General features: G+C 61.4%; 14 protein-coding genes. 6 read left to right on the top strand and 8 right to left on the bottom strand.

The features are described from left to right. Positions 1–40: 40 nt before the first annotated feature. The 3 genes from I3J13_RS00860 to topA are packed head-to-tail and all read right to left on the bottom strand — an operon-like array spanning position 41 to position 5,564. Positions 41–484 carry a DUF983 domain-containing protein gene (locus I3J13_RS00860; RefSeq protein WP_059752697.1) on the bottom strand — a complete coding sequence of 148 codons (444 nt, stop codon included), beginning with the start codon at positions 482–484 and terminating at the stop codon, positions 41–43. Positions 485–528: 44 nt separating this feature from the next. Then, complete coding sequence (gene rnr / locus I3J13_RS00865) at positions 529–2,883, bottom strand: ribonuclease R (protein WP_196377725.1); 2,355 nt, start codon at positions 2,881–2,883, stop codon at positions 529–531. Continuing rightward, a complete protein-coding gene (gene topA / locus I3J13_RS00870) occupies positions 2,880–5,564 on the bottom strand; it encodes a type I DNA topoisomerase (RefSeq protein WP_196377726.1) in 2,685 nt (894 codons plus the stop codon). Before topA ends, rnr begins: the two co-directional genes overlap by 4 nt. 258 nt (positions 5,565–5,822) lie before the next feature. Here topA and I3J13_RS00875 point away from each other — a divergent pair, with 258 nt between their 5' ends. After that, positions 5,823–6,056, top strand: a complete 234-nt coding sequence (locus I3J13_RS00875) for a hypothetical protein (RefSeq protein WP_003521491.1) — start codon at positions 5,823–5,825, stop codon at positions 6,054–6,056. Here the strand turns inward: I3J13_RS00875 and dprA are convergent. From dprA to I3J13_RS00900, 5 genes are all read right to left on the bottom strand, one after another. Beyond that, positions 6,009–7,151, bottom strand: coding sequence for a DNA-processing protein DprA (dprA, locus tag I3J13_RS00880; RefSeq protein WP_196377727.1), 1,143 nt, complete (start codon positions 7,149–7,151; stop codon positions 6,009–6,011). The two genes, I3J13_RS00875 and dprA, sit on opposite strands and share 48 nt — an antisense overlap. A gap of 20 nt (positions 7,152–7,171) precedes the next feature. Next, a complete protein-coding gene (gene plsY / locus I3J13_RS00885) occupies positions 7,172–7,789 on the bottom strand; it encodes a glycerol-3-phosphate 1-O-acyltransferase PlsY (RefSeq protein ID WP_020808929.1) in 618 nt (205 codons plus the stop codon). Positions 7,790–7,837: 48 nt separating this feature from the next. Then, positions 7,838–9,130, bottom strand: coding sequence for a dihydroorotase (locus I3J13_RS00890; protein WP_196377728.1), 1,293 nt, complete (start codon positions 9,128–9,130; stop codon positions 7,838–7,840). Beyond that, the gene (locus tag I3J13_RS00895; protein WP_003521487.1) at positions 9,127–10,068 is read right to left on the bottom strand and encodes an aspartate carbamoyltransferase catalytic subunit; all 942 of its coding nucleotides are present in this window, start codon (positions 10,066–10,068) and stop codon (positions 9,127–9,129) included. Before I3J13_RS00895 ends, I3J13_RS00890 begins: the two co-directional genes overlap by 4 nt. Before the next feature lie 238 nt (positions 10,069–10,306). Next, positions 10,307–10,738, bottom strand: coding sequence for a DUF6841 family protein (locus I3J13_RS00900; protein WP_196377729.1), 432 nt, complete (start codon positions 10,736–10,738; stop codon positions 10,307–10,309). A gap of 323 nt (positions 10,739–11,061) precedes the next feature. Between I3J13_RS00900 and I3J13_RS00905 the strand changes: the two genes are divergently transcribed. The 5 genes from I3J13_RS00905 to I3J13_RS00925 all read left to right on the top strand — a co-directional run bounded on the left by I3J13_RS00905 (position 11,062) and on the right by I3J13_RS00925 (position 15,095). After that, positions 11,062–12,714 (top strand): acyl-CoA dehydrogenase family protein, encoded by a 1,653-nt coding sequence (locus tag I3J13_RS00905; RefSeq protein ID WP_142844892.1) that lies wholly within the window; start codon positions 11,062–11,064, stop codon positions 12,712–12,714. 137 nt (positions 12,715–12,851) lie between these two features. Continuing rightward, the gene (locus tag I3J13_RS00910; protein ID WP_196377730.1) at positions 12,852–13,463 is read left to right on the top strand and encodes a GNAT family N-acetyltransferase; all 612 of its coding nucleotides are present in this window, start codon (positions 12,852–12,854) and stop codon (positions 13,461–13,463) included. Positions 13,464–13,628: 165 nt separating this feature from the next. Then, positions 13,629–13,925, top strand: coding sequence for a type II toxin-antitoxin system ParD family antitoxin (locus tag I3J13_RS00915; protein WP_020808934.1), 297 nt, complete (start codon positions 13,629–13,631; stop codon positions 13,923–13,925). Next, positions 13,922–14,296, top strand: coding sequence for a type II toxin-antitoxin system RelE/ParE family toxin (locus I3J13_RS00920; protein WP_020808935.1), 375 nt, complete (start codon positions 13,922–13,924; stop codon positions 14,294–14,296). Before I3J13_RS00915 ends, I3J13_RS00920 begins: the two co-directional genes overlap by 4 nt. Positions 14,297–14,450: 154 nt before the next feature. After that, positions 14,451–15,095, top strand: a complete 645-nt coding sequence (locus I3J13_RS00925; protein ID WP_003521480.1) for a TetR/AcrR family transcriptional regulator — start codon at positions 14,451–14,453, stop codon at positions 15,093–15,095. Positions 15,096–15,141: the final 46 nt, after the last annotated feature.

Below are 15,141 nucleotides of genomic sequence, written 5' to 3' on the forward strand. Positions count from 1 at the left end.
CGCCGGGGAAGCTGAGTCACCTGCAAGGTCCCGCCCGCCGTCAGTGCGATGAGCCGTCGATCTGCGCTTTTTGCTGTTTTCGGTCGAAGCCGTGCATCTTCAGCGCCCATTGCAGGCCAATGACACCGCCCTTGATGGGTTGCAGCGTCAAAAGCGCGGCGAGAATGGTTATCGGTACCCAGATGGCGAAATGCACCCACATGGGAACGGAAAACACCATATCGGTCATCATGAAACCGCCGACAGCGATATGGCCGATGATGACGATGGAAATATAAGGCGGCAGGTCATCGGACCGGTGGTGGTGCATTTCTTCGCCGCAGGCGGCACAGGCGTCCACCGGCTTCAGAAAGGCCCGGAACAGGCGTCCGCTGCCGCACGCAGGACAGCGATTGGCCATTCCCCGCATGATCGAGCGGCCAAGCGGCCGTTCCGCGCTATCGTCTCCGAAGGTGACTGTTTCCGAGCCCTGATGTGCACTCATCCTTAAGTCCTTCTCCCGTTTTTCAACCGCCTGAAGCGGCCTTGTTATCGTCGCCTTCTGGGCGGCCGCGTCCCGGGCTTTGCGGCAGGACGCGATGTCCGCCGGCCTGCCTTGTGGAACGACCGCGAGCCGACCGGCATCTTGCGCCCCGGGCTCAGCATATCGAAACGAAGCGCGCCTGCCAAAGGCACCGCTTCTGCAAGCCGCACCTGAACCGTGTCGCCAAGCTGGTATCCGAGGCCCGTCTTCTCTCCTGTCAGGGCCTGATGGGCCTCATCGTAAAGGAAATAGTCGGTTCCGAGTGTAGATATAGGAACAAAGCCGTCCGCGCCAAATTGCGGAAGCGCGACAAAAAGTCCCGCCTTGGTGACACCGGAAACGCGGCCCTCGAATTCTTCGCCCACCCGTTCGGAGAGATGATGCGCGATCAGCCGGTTGATGGTGTCGCGTTCGGCAGCCATGGCGCGGCGCTCGAAGGTCGAGATTTCGGCGGCGATATCGTCCAGTGTCGCCTCTTCCTGCGGTGTGATGCCGCCTTCGCCGAGGCCAAGCGACCCCACCAGCGCGCGATGCACGATGAGGTCGGCATAACGGCGGATCGGCGAGGTGAAATGCGCATATTTCATCAGGTTGAGGCCGAAATGGCCGATATTTTCCGGGCTGTAGATCGCCTGGCTCTGGCTGCGCAGCACCATCTCGTTGACCATGATCTGGTGCGGCGTATCGAGCGCGCGGGCCAGAATGCCGTTGAAGGAATTGGCACGCATGGCCGCACCCTTGGCCATGGAAATGCCGATGGTGCCGAGGAATTCGCGCAGCACTTCCTGCTTGGAAAGCGTGGGCGCATCATGGACGCGATAGACCAGCGGCTGCTTCTTCTTTTCCAGCGTCTCGGCGGCGGCGACATTCGCCTGGATCATCATTTCCTCGATCAGCTTATGCGCGTCGAGGCGTTCAGGAATGACGACCTTGTCCACCGTACCGTCGGGCCGAAGCAGGATCTTGCGTTCCGGCATATCGAGTTCCAGCGGCTGGCGACGGTCGCGGCCACGCTTCATCACCGCATAGGCGTGCCATAGCGGCTTCAGGATGGGTTCCAGCAGCGGGCCGGTCTTGTCATCCGGCCGTCCGTCGATGGCCGCCTGAGCCTGCTGGTAGGAGAGCTTGGCAGCGCTCTTCATCATGATGCGGTGGAAGGTGTGGCCGGCCTTGCGGCCTTCCTTCGAAAAGATCATCCGCACCGCAAGGGCAGGGCGATCGACGCCTTCCTTCAGCGAGCAGAGATCGTTGGAAATGCGCTCCGGCAGCATCGGCACGACGCGATCCGGGAAATAGACGGAGTTGCCGCGTTTCAGCGCTTCGCGGTCCAGCGGCGAGCCGGAACGCACATACCAGGAGACATCGGCAATGGCGACGGTGACGATGACACCGTCAGGATTGTCGGGCGATGTGTCGGGCTCGGCATAGACCGCATCGTCATGGTCCTTGGCGTCGGCCGGATCGATGGTGATAAGCGGCAGGTCGCGCCAGTCCTCGCGGTGCGACATGCTGGCCGCCTTGGCGGCATCCGCCTCGGCCAGAACGTTCGAGGGGAAGATATGCGGAATGCCGTGGGAATGGATCGCGATCATCGAGATCGCCTTTTCCGAGGCAACGGAGCCGATGACCGACAGGACCTTGGCGCGCGTCAGCCCGTAACGGCCGCTGTTGCGCGAGGTTTCCACCTCGATCAGGTCGCCGTCTTTCGCATCGCCGACGCCATCGGGGTCGATGACCATTTCTTCGCCGCGCCGGTCGATCGGCATCAGCCGTCCGCCGCCGCCGGCCGTCTCCTTGAACACGCCGAGCAGCGCGTTCTGGCGGCGGTCGATCAGCTTGACGACGCGGGCCGTATAGGCCGGGCCGGAGCTTTCCTTGGAGGGGAAGATTTTCGCCAGAATGCGGTCGCCAAGACCCGCCGCCGGGGCCTTCTTGCCGCGATCCTGCGATGACTGGCGGATGAGCACGGCCGGTGCCGCGCCCTGATCCTCCGGCCATTCCGCCGGGCGGCCGATCAATTCGCCGTCCTTGTCGCGGGTGGTGATATCGAGAACCGTGACCGGCGGCAGGCCGCCCGGCCGCGTCAACGACTTGCGGCTCTTCTGCACCATGCCGTCGGCTTCAAGCTCTTTCAGCAGCGCTTTGAGAATGACGCGGTTCTCGCCTTTCAGCCCGAAAGCCTTGGCGATTTCCCGCTTGGAGGCCTGTTGCGGATGGTCGGCGATGAATTTCAGCAGCACGTCGCGGGGAGGCACCTCGCCATGGATGATGCCTTCACCTTCACTGACCCGCTTGCCGCGCCCGGTGCGTCCGAAACCGTCGCTGGCTGAACCCTGTCTCTGACGCGGCGCTTTGCTCACTCTGCTGCCTTCTTGGGTTTGGCCGCTGCCTTCGGCTTGGCGGCCGTCTTGCTCTTCGTTGCCGCCTTGGCCTTGGTCGCCTTCGGCTTAGCTGCGGCGTCACCATCGGCCTTCTTGGCAGCCGTCTTCCTGCCCTTGGCAGGCTTGCCGCCGGTGCCGGTCTTGGCGATGCGCTCGGCAATCAGCACCAGCGCCTCGTCCAGCGTCACCGAAGCCGGGTCCTGACCCTTCGGAATGGTGGCGTTGACCTTGCCCCAGTTGACGTAAGCGCCGTAACGCCCATCACGAACGGTGATCGAGCCGCCATCGGGGTGGTCGCCCAGCTCCTTCAGCGCCGCCGGCGTGCCGCTGCGGCCGCGACCCGGTCCCTTGCTCTGCTTTTCGGCAATCACGGTCACGGCGCGGTTGAGGCCGATAGAGAACACGTCCTCGATGCTTTCAAGGTTCGCATAGGAACCGTCATGCAGCAGGAACGGCCCGTAGCGGCCGAGGCCGGCGGAAATCATCTTGCCGGTTTCCGGATGTTTGCCGATATCGCGCGGCAGGTTGATGAGCGCCAGCGCCTTTTCGTGGTCGATATCTTCAGGCTTCCAGCCCTTGGGCAGCGAGGAGCGCTTGGCCTCCTTGCCGTCGCCACGCTGGATATAGGGCCCGAAACGGCCGGAGCGCAGCGTCAGCTCCTCGCCGGTCATAGGATCGGCACCCAGCGCCTTCGGCTCGTTCGATGCGGCAGCTTCGGCTTCCGAACCGTCCGAGGTCAACTGGCGGGTGTAGTTGCATTCCGGATAGTTGGAGCAACCGACGAAAGCGCCGTATTTGCCGAGCTTCAGCGAAAGATTGCCGGTGCCGCAAACCTGACAGATGCGCGGATCGGAACCATCCTCGCGCTTGGGGAAGACCAGCGGCGCCAGAACCTCGTTCAGCGCATCCAGAACGTTGGTGACACGCAGTTCTTTGGTGTCTTCGATCTGGGCGAAGAAATCCTTCCAGAAATCGCGCAGAACCTGCTTCCAGTCCAGTTCGCCGGCGGAAATCCGGTCGAGCTTTTCTTCAAGCGCGGCGGTGAAGTCGTATTCGACGTACTTGGTGAAGAAGCTTTCGAGGAAAGCCGTCACCAGCCGGCCGCGCGAATGCGGGATCAGCTTGCGCTTGTCGACGACGATATATTCACGGTCGCTCAGCGTCTTCAGCGTCGCCGCATAGGTGGAAGGACGGCCGATGCCGAGTTCTTCCATCTTCTTGATCAGCGAGGCTTCGGAATAACGCGGCGGCGGTTCGGTGAAGTGCTGGCTGGCGTTGATCTTCTGCTTGGCGAGGTTCTCGCGCTCGTTGATCGGCGGCAGACGGCCTTCGTCGTCACCGTCATCGCTCTGTTCGCCATCTTCCTTCTGGTCGGTATAGGCGGCGATGAAACCGTCGAAGCGGATCACCGAACCGACGGCGCGCAGGCCTGCCTTTTCGCCGCCATTGCTGGCAAGGATTTCCACCGTGGTCCGCTCGATTTCCGCCGAGGCCATCTGGCTCGCTATGCCGCGCTTCCAGATCAGGTCATAAAGACGCAGCTGATCGGGATCGAGGTAACGCTTCACCTGATCCGGCGTGCGATTGAAATCGGTCGGGCGGATAGCTTCGTGCGCTTCCTGGGCGTTCTTGGCCTTGGTCGAATAGAAACGCGCCTTTTCCGGCACGTAACGGCCGCCGAACTGCTCGCCAATGGCGCGGCGGGCGGCATCGATCGCTTCCGGGGCCATCTGTACGCCGTCGGTACGCATATAGGTGATCAGACCGACGGTCTCGCCGCCGATGTCGATGCCTTCGTAAAGCTTCTGCGCCACCTGCATGGTGCGCGAGGCGGAAAAGCCCATGCGCGAGGAGGCCGCCTGCTGCAGCGTCGAAGTGGTGAAGGGCGGGCCGGGATTGCGCTTGACCGGTTTCGCCTCGACGCTTTCGACCACATAGCTCGCACCTTCGAGCAGCGCCTTCAGCCGGTTCGCATCGTCTCCGGTCTTGATCGAGCGGCTTTGCAGGCGCTTGCCATCGGCCGAAACCAGCTTGGCTTCGAACTCGTCACCGCGCGGTGTCTTCAGAAGCGCGCTGATGTTCCAGTATTCCTCGGAGACGAAACGCTCGATCTCGGATTCGCGGTCGCAGACGAGGCGCAGCGCAACCGACTGAACGCGGCCGGCGGAACGCGCGCCGGGCAGCTTGCGCCACAGCACGGGCGATAGATTGAAGCCGACGAGATAATCCAGCGCGCGGCGGGCGAGATAGGCGTCGACCAGCGGCACATCGATGTCGCGCGGGTTCGCCATGGCGTCCAGCACGGCCTTTTTGGTGATGGCGTTGAAGACCACGCGTTTTACCGGCTTGTCGCCGAGGACGCGCTTCTTCTTCAAAAGATCGAGAACGTGCCAGGAGATGGCCTCGCCTTCGCGATCCGGGTCGGTTGCGAGAATGAGGCCGTCGGAGGATTTTACCGCATCGGCAATATCCTTCATGCGCTTGGCGGATGCGCTGTCGACCTCCCAGGACATTTCGAAATCCTGGTCGGGCAGCACCGATCCGTCCTTGGCAGGAAGGTCTCTGACGTGGCCAAAGGATGCAAGAACCTTGTAGCCCGAGCCAAGATACTTGTTGATCGTCTTGGCTTTGGCAGGAGATTCTACGACGACGACATTCATATTGTTTTTCTCTGGAACTGGTCCGTTAACGTGGCCGGGTCACGGCGCAATGCCGCAATTCGCCTTCTTTATATTTCGACATGGACAGGTAATGCGCGCGGGTCAAGAGGCAAGGCCGATTTTATCGCTTCAAGGTGATTGCAACCTATGGATAATCTATTGTTGTATTGCAATCTTTGGTAAATTGGTTATGATGGGCAACATCATTTGAATCGACTTATTGCTCTTCGTTTCAGGCAAATTTTGCAGGATAGATATATGGTCCCCAACGCAACAAACAATAATGCCGATAATGAAGGGACCAGAGAGAACTTGGCTTACATTCGCCAGATGCTCGCGGAACTGCGGCAGGTCGCAAGCCGCGAGGGGGCCGACATGCTGTGTTATCTGATCGAGATGGCCTATGTCGAAGTCGGCGATATCCAGAGCGGACGGCGCAAGCTGTCAATCCGCGATGAAGAGCGACACACGCCCCCCGGCATGCCGGTTTAGACGTCCGGCAATATCAAGCTCCAGCAGCACCAGATGAACGGTTGCAGCGGAAAAACCTGTGTGACGGATGATATCGTCCGTTTCCACGGGCGAGGGACCGAGAGCGGCGGCGATGATGCTGCGCTCGTCGTCCCCTGGTGGTGACATCTCGGTGTCGGATCTCGGTTCCTCGATCTTGCGTTCATAGGGCAATTGCGGCTCCATCAGCGGCCGCAGCGCTTCCAGAATATCGGCCGCGCCCGTGGTCAGCATCGCGCCTTCCTTGATCAGCCGGTTGGTGCCCTCGCAGCGTGCATCGAGCGGGGAGCCGGGTACGGCGAAAACGAGCCGCCCCGCTTCTCCGGCAAGCCTTGCCGTTATCAGCGAACCGGAGCGTTCCGCTGCCTCGACGATGACGACACCGAGGGAGACACCGGCGATCAATCGGTTGCGGCGGGGAAAATCGCGGGCGCGCGGTTCCCAGCCAAAGGGCATTTCGCTGATCGTCGCGCCGCCCTGATCGTATATCTCCTGCAAGAGCCCGAAATTTTCCTGCGGATAAGGCCGGTCGAGACCGCCGGCCAGCATGGCGACCGTGCCCGTCGCAAGGCTTGCCCGGTGTGCGGCCGCATCGATGCCGCGCGCCAGCCCCGAAGCGATCGTATAGCCGGCGCGGCCGCAATCGCGCGCCAGCATGGCGGCGAATTTCGCGCCGTTGATGGAGGCGTTGCGGGAGCCGACGATGCCGATGCTCGGTCTTGTCGCGGTCGCTGCCGATCCTTTCATGGCGATCAGCGGCGGCGCGCCATCCAGCTGCCGCAGGGCAGGTGGGTAATCCGGCTCACCGATGCCGACGAAACGCGCGCCGAATTTTTCGGCCGTTTCGATCTCACCTTCTGCCTCCGCATGCGTGGCGATGCGTGGGCTGCGCGACGAGCCACCGCGCCTTGAAAGCTCGGGCAGGGCGTCGAGCGCCTTTTCGGCGCTGCCGAAATGATTGATGAGTTCGCGGAAGGTGACGGGACCGATATTGTCGCTGCGGATGAGCCTCAGCCACGCGACCCGTTGCCGCGCGGAAAGCTCTATGCCCTGCCGTGTCGTTTCCTCATGCGGCATGGCATATCCTTAAATGGGTCTCAGCCCTTTTGCCCGATCCTGCTTTCAGTGCCCGCCAGCAGGCGCGCGATGTTCTCGCGGTGCTTCCACCATGAAATCGCACTCAACAGCGTGACCAGCAACGCCGTCTTTTCAGGTCCGAGCACCCAGAGAGCCACGGGAATGACCAGCATGGCCAAAAGCGCCGACAGCGAGGAATAACGGGTGATGAAGGCGGTTGCGAGCCAGATGAGCGCAAAGGCCAGCATCATCAGCGGTGCGGCACCCAAGAGCACGCCGATATAGGTCGCCACACCCTTGCCGCCCTTGAAGCCGAGCCACACCGGAAACAGGTGGCCGAGGAAGGCGAAGAAACCGGCGACCAGCGACGCTTCGTAACCCCAGAGCGCATTGGCGACCAGCACCGCCGCCGTGCCCTTCAGCGCGTCCAGCAGCAGGGTTGCGGCGGCGAGCTTCTTGTTGCCGGTGCGCAGCACATTGGTCGCGCCGATATTGCCGGAGCCGATCTTGCGCACGTCGCCCAGCCCCGCCATGCGGGTAAGAATGAGGCCGAAAGGGATGGAACCGAACAGATAGCCGATCAGCGCCGAAAGCGCGAGAAGGGCAGGCGCCGTCTGCCAGTCAGTCAAAGCACTCATTCAAACGTCCCCTCTGTCGCGCTGGCCGCGTGATCTGTGTTGGTGATCTTATGCCAAGGAATGAACGGCTTTGCCAGCCACATAAGTGGCAACCGCGCGGCCGCTGAAACGGGCATCCTCGAACGGGGTGTTCTTGGATTTCGAGACCAGCTGCTCCTTTGCCACGAGCCACGGCTCGTCGAGGTCGATCAGCGTGATATCGGCCTTCGCGCCCACCTTCAGCGTTCCGGCATCCAGTCCGAAAATCTTCGCCGGGCGGGTGGAGAGCGCATCGATCAGCCGCATCAGCGGAACTTCGCCGCTATGGTGCAGGCGCAGCGCCGCCGCCAGCAGGGTTTCGAGCCCGACCGCGCCGCTCGCCGCATCCGAGAACGGCAGGCGTTTGGTGTCGACATCCTGCGGGTCGTGTGAGGAGACAATAATGTCGATCGTGCCGTCCTTCAGTGCTTCCACCATGGCCTTTCGGTCGTCTTCGGCGCGCAGCGGCGGCGAAAGCTTGAAGAAGGTGCGGTATTCGCCGATATCGTTCTCGTTGAGCGTCAGATGGTTGATCGAGATGCCGCAGGTGGCTTTGACGCCCCGCTGCCGCGCAACGCGGATCGCTTCTGCCGATTCGGGCACGGAAATCTTGGCGGCGTGGTAGATCGCCTGTGTCAGCCCGGCAATGCGCAGGTCGCGCTCCAGCGGAATGATCTCGGCTTCCTTCGGAACGCCCGACAGCCCGAGCCAGCTTGCGAAAAGCCCCTCGTTCATGTCGCCGCCGCCGATATATTTGTCGCGCGTCTCGAGCGCGATCACTGCGCCCAGTTCGCGCGCATAGGTCATGGCGCGGCGCAGCACCAGCGTATCGGAAAGCGCCTTGCGGCCATTGGTGAAGGCGACTGCGCCGGCTTCCTTCAACATGCCGAATTCGGTCATTTCCTCGCCGTTCAGACCCTTGGTGAGTGCTGCTGCGGGATGCACATTGACGAGCGCCTTGTCGCGTGCCGTCTTCTTCACATATTCGACTAGTGCGATGTCATCGATGACGGGATCGGTATCGGGCATGACGATGATGCTGGTGACACCGCCGGCCGCTGCCGCGCGCGAGGCGGATTCGATGGTTTCGCGGTGTTCGGCACCCGGCTCACCCACGAAAACACGGGCGTCCACCAGACCGGGAACGGCCAGCAGACCCTTGCAGTGGCGAACGGTCGCCCCTTCGGGAGCGCCCTGATTATGTGCGTCCTTGCCGGCCGCGAGAATGGTGCCGTCGGCACCGATAACGATGCTGCCGGTCTCGTCGAGATCACGGGACGGATCGACGATGCGGAGATTGTTGAGAACGGTAACGGCACTCATACGCGCTCACCCTGATTTTGCGAGACAAGCAGGGTTTCCATGACCGCCATGCGCACGGCAACCCCCATTTCGACCTGGCTTTCGATCACGCTCTGCGGACCGTCGGCCACGTCGGAGGCGATTTCCACGCCGCGGTTCATCGGGCCGGGATGCATGACCAGCGCATCTTCCTTCGCCGCCTTCAGCTTTTCGGCATCGAGGCCGTAATAATGGAAATATTCGCGCACTGAAGGCACGAAGGAGCCGGACATGCGCTCGCGCTGCAGGCGCAGCATCATCACCACATCGGCGTTCTTCAGCCCTTCCTTCATGTCGTGGAAGACTTCGACGCTCATGTCGCGGATACCGGAGGGCAGCAGCGTGGCTGGCGCGACGACGCGAACGCGCGCACCCATCTGGTTGAGCAGGATGATATTGGAGCGGGCAACGCGCGAATGCAGCACGTCGCCGCAGATTGCCACCGTGATGCCGGACAGTTCGCCCTTGGCGCGGCGGATGGTCAGCGCATCGAGCAGCGCCTGCGTCGGGTGCTCATGCTGGCCGTCGCCGGCATTGACGACGGAGCAGGCGACCTTTTGCGCCAGCAGCGCGGCGGCGCCGGCGGAGGAATGGCGCACGACCAGCACATCCGGGCGCATGGCGTTCAGCGTCATCGCCGTATCGATCAGCGTTTCGCCCTTCTTCACCGAGGAATTGCCGACCGACATGTTCATCACGTCTGCGCCGAGACGCTTTCCGGCAAGTTCGAAGGAGGATTGCGTGCGCGTCGAGGCTTCGAAGAACAGGTTGATCTGCGTCAGGCCCCGAAGCGTCGAGGTCTTTTTCTCGCGCTGGCGGCTGATTTTCACCGCCTCGTCGGCCTTGTCGAGAAGCAGGGTAATATCCTGATGGGAAAGCCCCTTGATGCCGAGGAGATGGCGATGGGGGAAGAAGACCATGCGGTTTGCCTCCTGACGGGCGCCGCATTTTCCCGTGAAAATGCCCGGAACGCCCGAATGCTGATCCGCGCGCTCCCATTCGCTGTGAACACGCCTCAGGAGTGCGGCGGAATTCGGTCCTGCGCTCTATAGAGACTGCATGGTCGCGGGGCAAGCGCTCGCAACTCCTGAAATGAAAACATGCCGATGTTTCCCCAACCCTCGAGGACAAACGGCCTGACGATGGAAGGCGCAGGCATCAGACGATGCCGTGCTCCTTCAAAAGCGCCTGTTCGTCGCCTGACGCCCAGCCGAAAACTTTCGGCGCCCCATCCAGCCTCTGGACGAAGTAATGAACATCGAAATCGATTGCGACATCCGGTTGCCGCTTGCGATCAAAGGTCGCCGTCCAGGCAACATGGGCAAGGCAATGGTGTTCATCGATGGGCGAGATACGGATGTCGCGTATCCGCATCTCCTTCGTTCCGATCGTCCGGTAGCGCTCGTAACCCTTCATCATGACCTGCTTCAAGTGGTCATCGTTCTTTCCGGTCATCACCCCGGCGGGGGAGGCGGCGATGAAGTCGGAGGCGTAGAGGGAGGCGATCTCCTCCATATCCATGTCACCCTTGAGAGACTTATTGAAAAATCGCTCATATCGCTCGAAGAGCTTTCTTACGCTGGCCTCCATGGTCTCCTCCCTGTGCAGCCGTTCAGCAAAGTCGCCAACCGAAAAAGCCTGCCGCAGGTTCCACGTCAGGCCGCAGATTATGGAGAATGCGTTTATCCGCATGCCCGCCGGTTGTTGCCGCAACTTCTGCGCGGCTTTTTGGGGACTGTCGTTGATCTTGCCGGAAACGTGTTTGGCATTCGCCGGGCCGGATATCTAAATCAGGGACATTCCCTAAAAATGCTGAAAGCGGCGGTTTAATCGCCTCAATCGCTTCCTGCGGGTGGAATTATGCAATATCACCCCACTATGCAACGCCAGTACAAAACAGCTAGAAGCAGCGGATGACCCAGAATTCCCGGACAGAAGAAACGCTCGCCGAACTGAACCAGCCAAGCCTCTGGTCCGGTATCAACGCCTATCGTTCCGATCCGCTGATCGTCGACCTCACTTCCGGACTGTCGCGCAATCTAAGGGATGAGTTCGACCAGCTCGGCCGCTACGTCACGTCGCATGAGGCGCAGGAACTGGCGCGCATGGCCAATCAGGGCGTGCCGCAGCTGCATACCCACGGCCCGCGTGGCGAGCGTCTGGATCAGGTGGAATTCCACCCCGCCTGGCACGCGCTGATGCGCCGTTCCATGTTGTCAGGCCTGCATTCCAGCGTTTGGGAAAATTCTCCTGATACGCGCGGCAATGAGCACAAGGCCCGCGCCACCAAATTCTACCTGACCTCGCAACTTGAGGCCGGGCATCTTTGCCCGCTGACCATGACCAGCGCCTCCGTTGCCGCCATCATGGCTTCGCCGCGCGTGCAGAAGGAATGGGCGCCGAAGATTCTCTCGCGCAAATATGATTCCTCGCAGAAACCGGCCCTGCAGAAAACCGCCGTCACCATTGGCATGGGCATGACGGAAAAACAGGGCGGCACGGATGTGCGCGCCAACCGCACCACGGCCGAGCGGGTGGGCGAGGGCATCTATCGCCTGTCCGGTCACAAGTGGTTCCTCTCCGCGCCGATGAGCGACGGTTTCGTCATGCTCGCCCAGATGGGCGACGGCATGGGCTGCTTCCTCGTGCCGCGTTATCTGGAGGATGGCTCGAAGAACGGCCTGCATTTCCAGCGCCTCAAGGACAAGCTCGGCAACCGCTCCAACGCATCCGCCGAAGTCGAATTCACCGACGCTTTCGGTTATCTGCTGGGCGATCCCGGCAGCGGCATCCGCACCATTCTCGACATGGTGACGCTGACGCGGCTGGATTGCGCGCTTGCCTCCGCCGGCATGATGCGCGCCTCGCTTGCCGAAGCCGTGCACTATGCCCGCGGCCGTTCTGTTTTCGGCAAGATGCTGGTCACGCAACCGATCATGACGCGCGTTCTCGCCGACATGGCGCTGGATGTGGCGGCGGCCACTGCGCTCTCCTTCCGGCTGGCGACCGCATTCGACGCCGCGCGCAACAATCCGGCCGAAGCTGCCTATGCGCGGGTGATGACGCCCATCGTGAAATACTGGTGCTGCAAGATCGCGCCGGCGCTTATCTATGAGGCCATGGAGTGCCTTGGCGGCAACGGCTACGTGGAAGAGCGGCCGATCGCCCGCCACTACCGCGAAGCCCCCGTCAACGCCATCTGGGAAGGCTCCGGCAACGTCATGGCGCTGGATGTGCTGCGGGTTCTCCAGCGCGGCAAGGATCTGTTCGATCTCGTCTTCCAGACGCTGGAGCGTGATCTGGGTGCAGCCGGCAAAAAGACCACCGACGTGCTGCGCGCCGCAATCGCCCTTGCCGAACGTGACGAGGGAGCGGCCCGCCTGCTGGTGGAGCAGTTCGCGCTTGCGGCCGCTGCCGCCGAGCTTTGCCGTCTCGGCGCCGGCAAGATCGCCGATGCCTTCCTCGAGACCCGCCTTGCGGGCGGCTGGCGGCATACTTACGGCATGCTCGATTCCCGCTTCGATCCGAATTATATAATCGATCTTCTTTATCCGCCTGCATCTTGACCGGTGCTTGCGGATGAAGGTTTTGCAGTCCCGGCGGGAGGGGTCTCGGATTTGAAAAACAGCAATGGCGTAAAGCGTGTTCTGATCTGTCGTGACATTTTCGCGCATCGATGCGCGGCAAGGGAAGGTGGCTGCCAATGCTGACCTTCCGTTCCGCCCGCGCCGAGGATGAAGACGCGCTCTACGCCATAAGCCTTGCCACCGGCGATGCCGGACAGGACGCCACCGCCCTTTACAATGATGGCCGCATGGTCGGGCATATTTATTCCGTGCCCTATCTGCATCTCTGGCCCGATGCCGTTTTCGTGGCGGAGGATGAAGAGGGTGTGTGCGGGTATATCGTCGGCGCTCTCGATACGGCGCTGCACGAAGAGCGGCTGGAGCGGGAATGGTGGCCGCATCTGCGCAGCCTTTACCCCGATCCCGGCGGCGACCAGCAGACATGGGACGCCGACCAGCGGCGCGCCCAGTTCATCCACCATCCGCGCCGCACACCCGCCTGGCTCACCGATCCGTTTCCGGCCCATATCCACATGAACCTCTTGCCGCGCACGCAGGGCAAGGGCGGCGGCACCCGGCTGCTGTCGCGCTGGCTCGATATGGCGAGACAGAACAACGTCTACGGCATCCACCTCGGCGCCAGCGAACGCAACCATGCGGGCATGCGCTTCTGGGAAACCCGCGGGTTCAAACGCCTCGAAAGCCACGAAACGCCGGGCAGCGTCTGGTTCGGCATGGCGTTGGAGTAATATTGGCAGATTATGCCAATCGATGGTATTGTTGGACGTCGCTAGAGCATTTCCAGGAAAAGTGGATCCCGGTTTTCCGTCCGGAAATGCGCAAAAATAAAGAGTTAGAGTGTTTTCGCGATTCGAAGAAAAGCGGAAAAATTCTAGTGTCTGGTGGAGGCTCCGATGCCAACGCGTAACGTCGTTCTGACACAGCATCACGAAGAGATCATAGACGAACTCGTTAAATCTGGCCGCTATCAAAATGCCAGCGAAGTGCTGCGCGAGGGCTTACGATTGATCGAAAGGCGCGAGCGCCTTGAGGTGACCAGATTGGAAGCCTTGAGGGTGGCGGCGCAACAGGGCTTCGCCGACCTGGATCAAGGCCGTTTTACGGATGTCGCGGATGATGATCTCGACGACTTCATTTCCGCTCTCGGACGCGACGCTGAAGCGCGCCTTGCCAAATCTGATAAGGCATGACGAAGTATCGTCTGTCCGAAGCCGCGCAATCGGACATTATTGAAATTCTTGGATGGACCCACGCGACATTTGGGGTCGCAGCGAGAAAACGCTACGAAAAATTGCTTGTCACGGCGCTGCGTGATGTTGCGCGGGATCCGTTTCGCTCCGGAACAAGTCTCCGCCCGGAAGTGGCAGACGATGTGCGCAGCTACCATCTCCGTTACAGCCGGGAGCGGGCGAGAAGTGAAACCGGCCTGGTTAAATATCCGAGGCATCTGCTGCTTTATCGTGTGTTGAATCCCGATTTGGTGGGCATCGGTCGCATTCTTCATGATTCCATGGAGATCGAGCGGCATCTCCCGGTTGACTATGGAGATGTCAGCGCCTGAAAATGCGTGGATGCTTTTCCGGCGCGTGCCGGAAACGGCATGGCGTACCCTTCATCCACAAGAACCTTCTCCTCATCCGCCCTGCCACGTTGTTCTTCCCTTCATGCTTTGTTAACCCGTTGAGGAAGGCCTTTCAGAAAACGGGTAGGGAATCATGCTGGCGACCGCAGAGGCGATTTCAGCCGACAGACCGGAAAAGCGCATTAAGGATCGCGCTCAGACCGAGAAGGCGATTTTTAATGCGGCGCGGTCGCTGCTTGCCGAAGAGGGATTTCAGGGTTTTGGCATCAATGCCGTTGCCCGCCGCGCCGGCTGCGACAAGCAGCTCATCTACCGTTATTTCGGCGGCCTCGATGGCCTGATCGAGGCGATCGGCGAGGACCTCGGTTCCTGGGTGAAGGATCGCATTCCGGAAGATACCGGCGGCATGTTCCTTTTGACCTATGGCGACCTCATGGAAAAGCTCGCGCTTTATTTCATGGATGCGCTGCGCAGCGATCCTCTCGTCTGCAAGATCATCGCCTGGGAAGTGTCTGACGGTTCGCCGCAGGTGCGCCAATTGGCCGAAGCCCGCGCCAAGTCGCTGGGCAAATGGCTGGAGCGTATGCGCGGTTCGCTGGCGGCGCCGAAGGGGGTGGATACAGCGGCGGTCAACGCCGTATTGTTCGCCGCCATTCAGCACCTCGTCATTTCCGCTGCCACCAGCGGTCAGTTCGCTGGCGTACCGCTCAAATCGGACCGGGACTGGGACAAGATCGCCACTGCCGTCAAAAGGCTGGTGCGCGGCGTTTACGGCTGAACCGGTTTCCGCAGGTGGAAAGCAGTCGCGCTCGGGCCTGCGCATT

The organism is Agrobacterium leguminum (assembly GCF_015704895.1).
GTDB lineage: Bacteria > Pseudomonadota > Alphaproteobacteria > Rhizobiales > Rhizobiaceae > Agrobacterium > Agrobacterium leguminum.

Excerpts from the sequence above, each read along its gene's own strand:
- I3J13_RS00860 (WP_059752697.1), bottom strand. The coding sequence starts at position 484 with ATGAGTGCACATCAGGGCTCGGAAACAGTCACCTTCGGAGACGATAGC.
- topA (WP_196377726.1), bottom strand. The coding sequence starts at position 5,564 with ATGAATGTCGTCGTCGTAGAATCTCCTGCCAAAGCCAAGACGATCAAC.
- I3J13_RS00875 (WP_003521491.1), top strand. The coding sequence starts at position 5,823 with ATGGTCCCCAACGCAACAAACAATAATGCCGATAATGAAGGGACCAGA.
- dprA (WP_196377727.1), bottom strand. The coding sequence starts at position 7,151 with ATGCCGCATGAGGAAACGACACGGCAGGGCATAGAGCTTTCCGCGCGG.
- plsY (WP_020808929.1), bottom strand. The coding sequence starts at position 7,789 with ATGAGTGCTTTGACTGACTGGCAGACGGCGCCTGCCCTTCTCGCGCTT.
- I3J13_RS00890 (WP_196377728.1), bottom strand. The coding sequence starts at position 9,130 with ATGAGTGCCGTTACCGTTCTCAACAATCTCCGCATCGTCGATCCGTCC.
- I3J13_RS00895 (WP_003521487.1), bottom strand. The coding sequence starts at position 10,068 with ATGGTCTTCTTCCCCCATCGCCATCTCCTCGGCATCAAGGGGCTTTCC.
- I3J13_RS00900 (WP_196377729.1), bottom strand. The coding sequence starts at position 10,738 with ATGGAGGCCAGCGTAAGAAAGCTCTTCGAGCGATATGAGCGATTTTTC.
- I3J13_RS00905 (WP_142844892.1), top strand. The coding sequence starts at position 11,062 with ATGACCCAGAATTCCCGGACAGAAGAAACGCTCGCCGAACTGAACCAG.
- I3J13_RS00910 (WP_196377730.1), top strand. The coding sequence starts at position 12,852 with ATGCTGACCTTCCGTTCCGCCCGCGCCGAGGATGAAGACGCGCTCTAC.
- I3J13_RS00915 (WP_020808934.1), top strand. The coding sequence starts at position 13,629 with ATGCCAACGCGTAACGTCGTTCTGACACAGCATCACGAAGAGATCATA.
- I3J13_RS00920 (WP_020808935.1), top strand. The coding sequence starts at position 13,922 with ATGACGAAGTATCGTCTGTCCGAAGCCGCGCAATCGGACATTATTGAA.
- I3J13_RS00925 (WP_003521480.1), top strand. The coding sequence starts at position 14,451 with ATGCTGGCGACCGCAGAGGCGATTTCAGCCGACAGACCGGAAAAGCGC.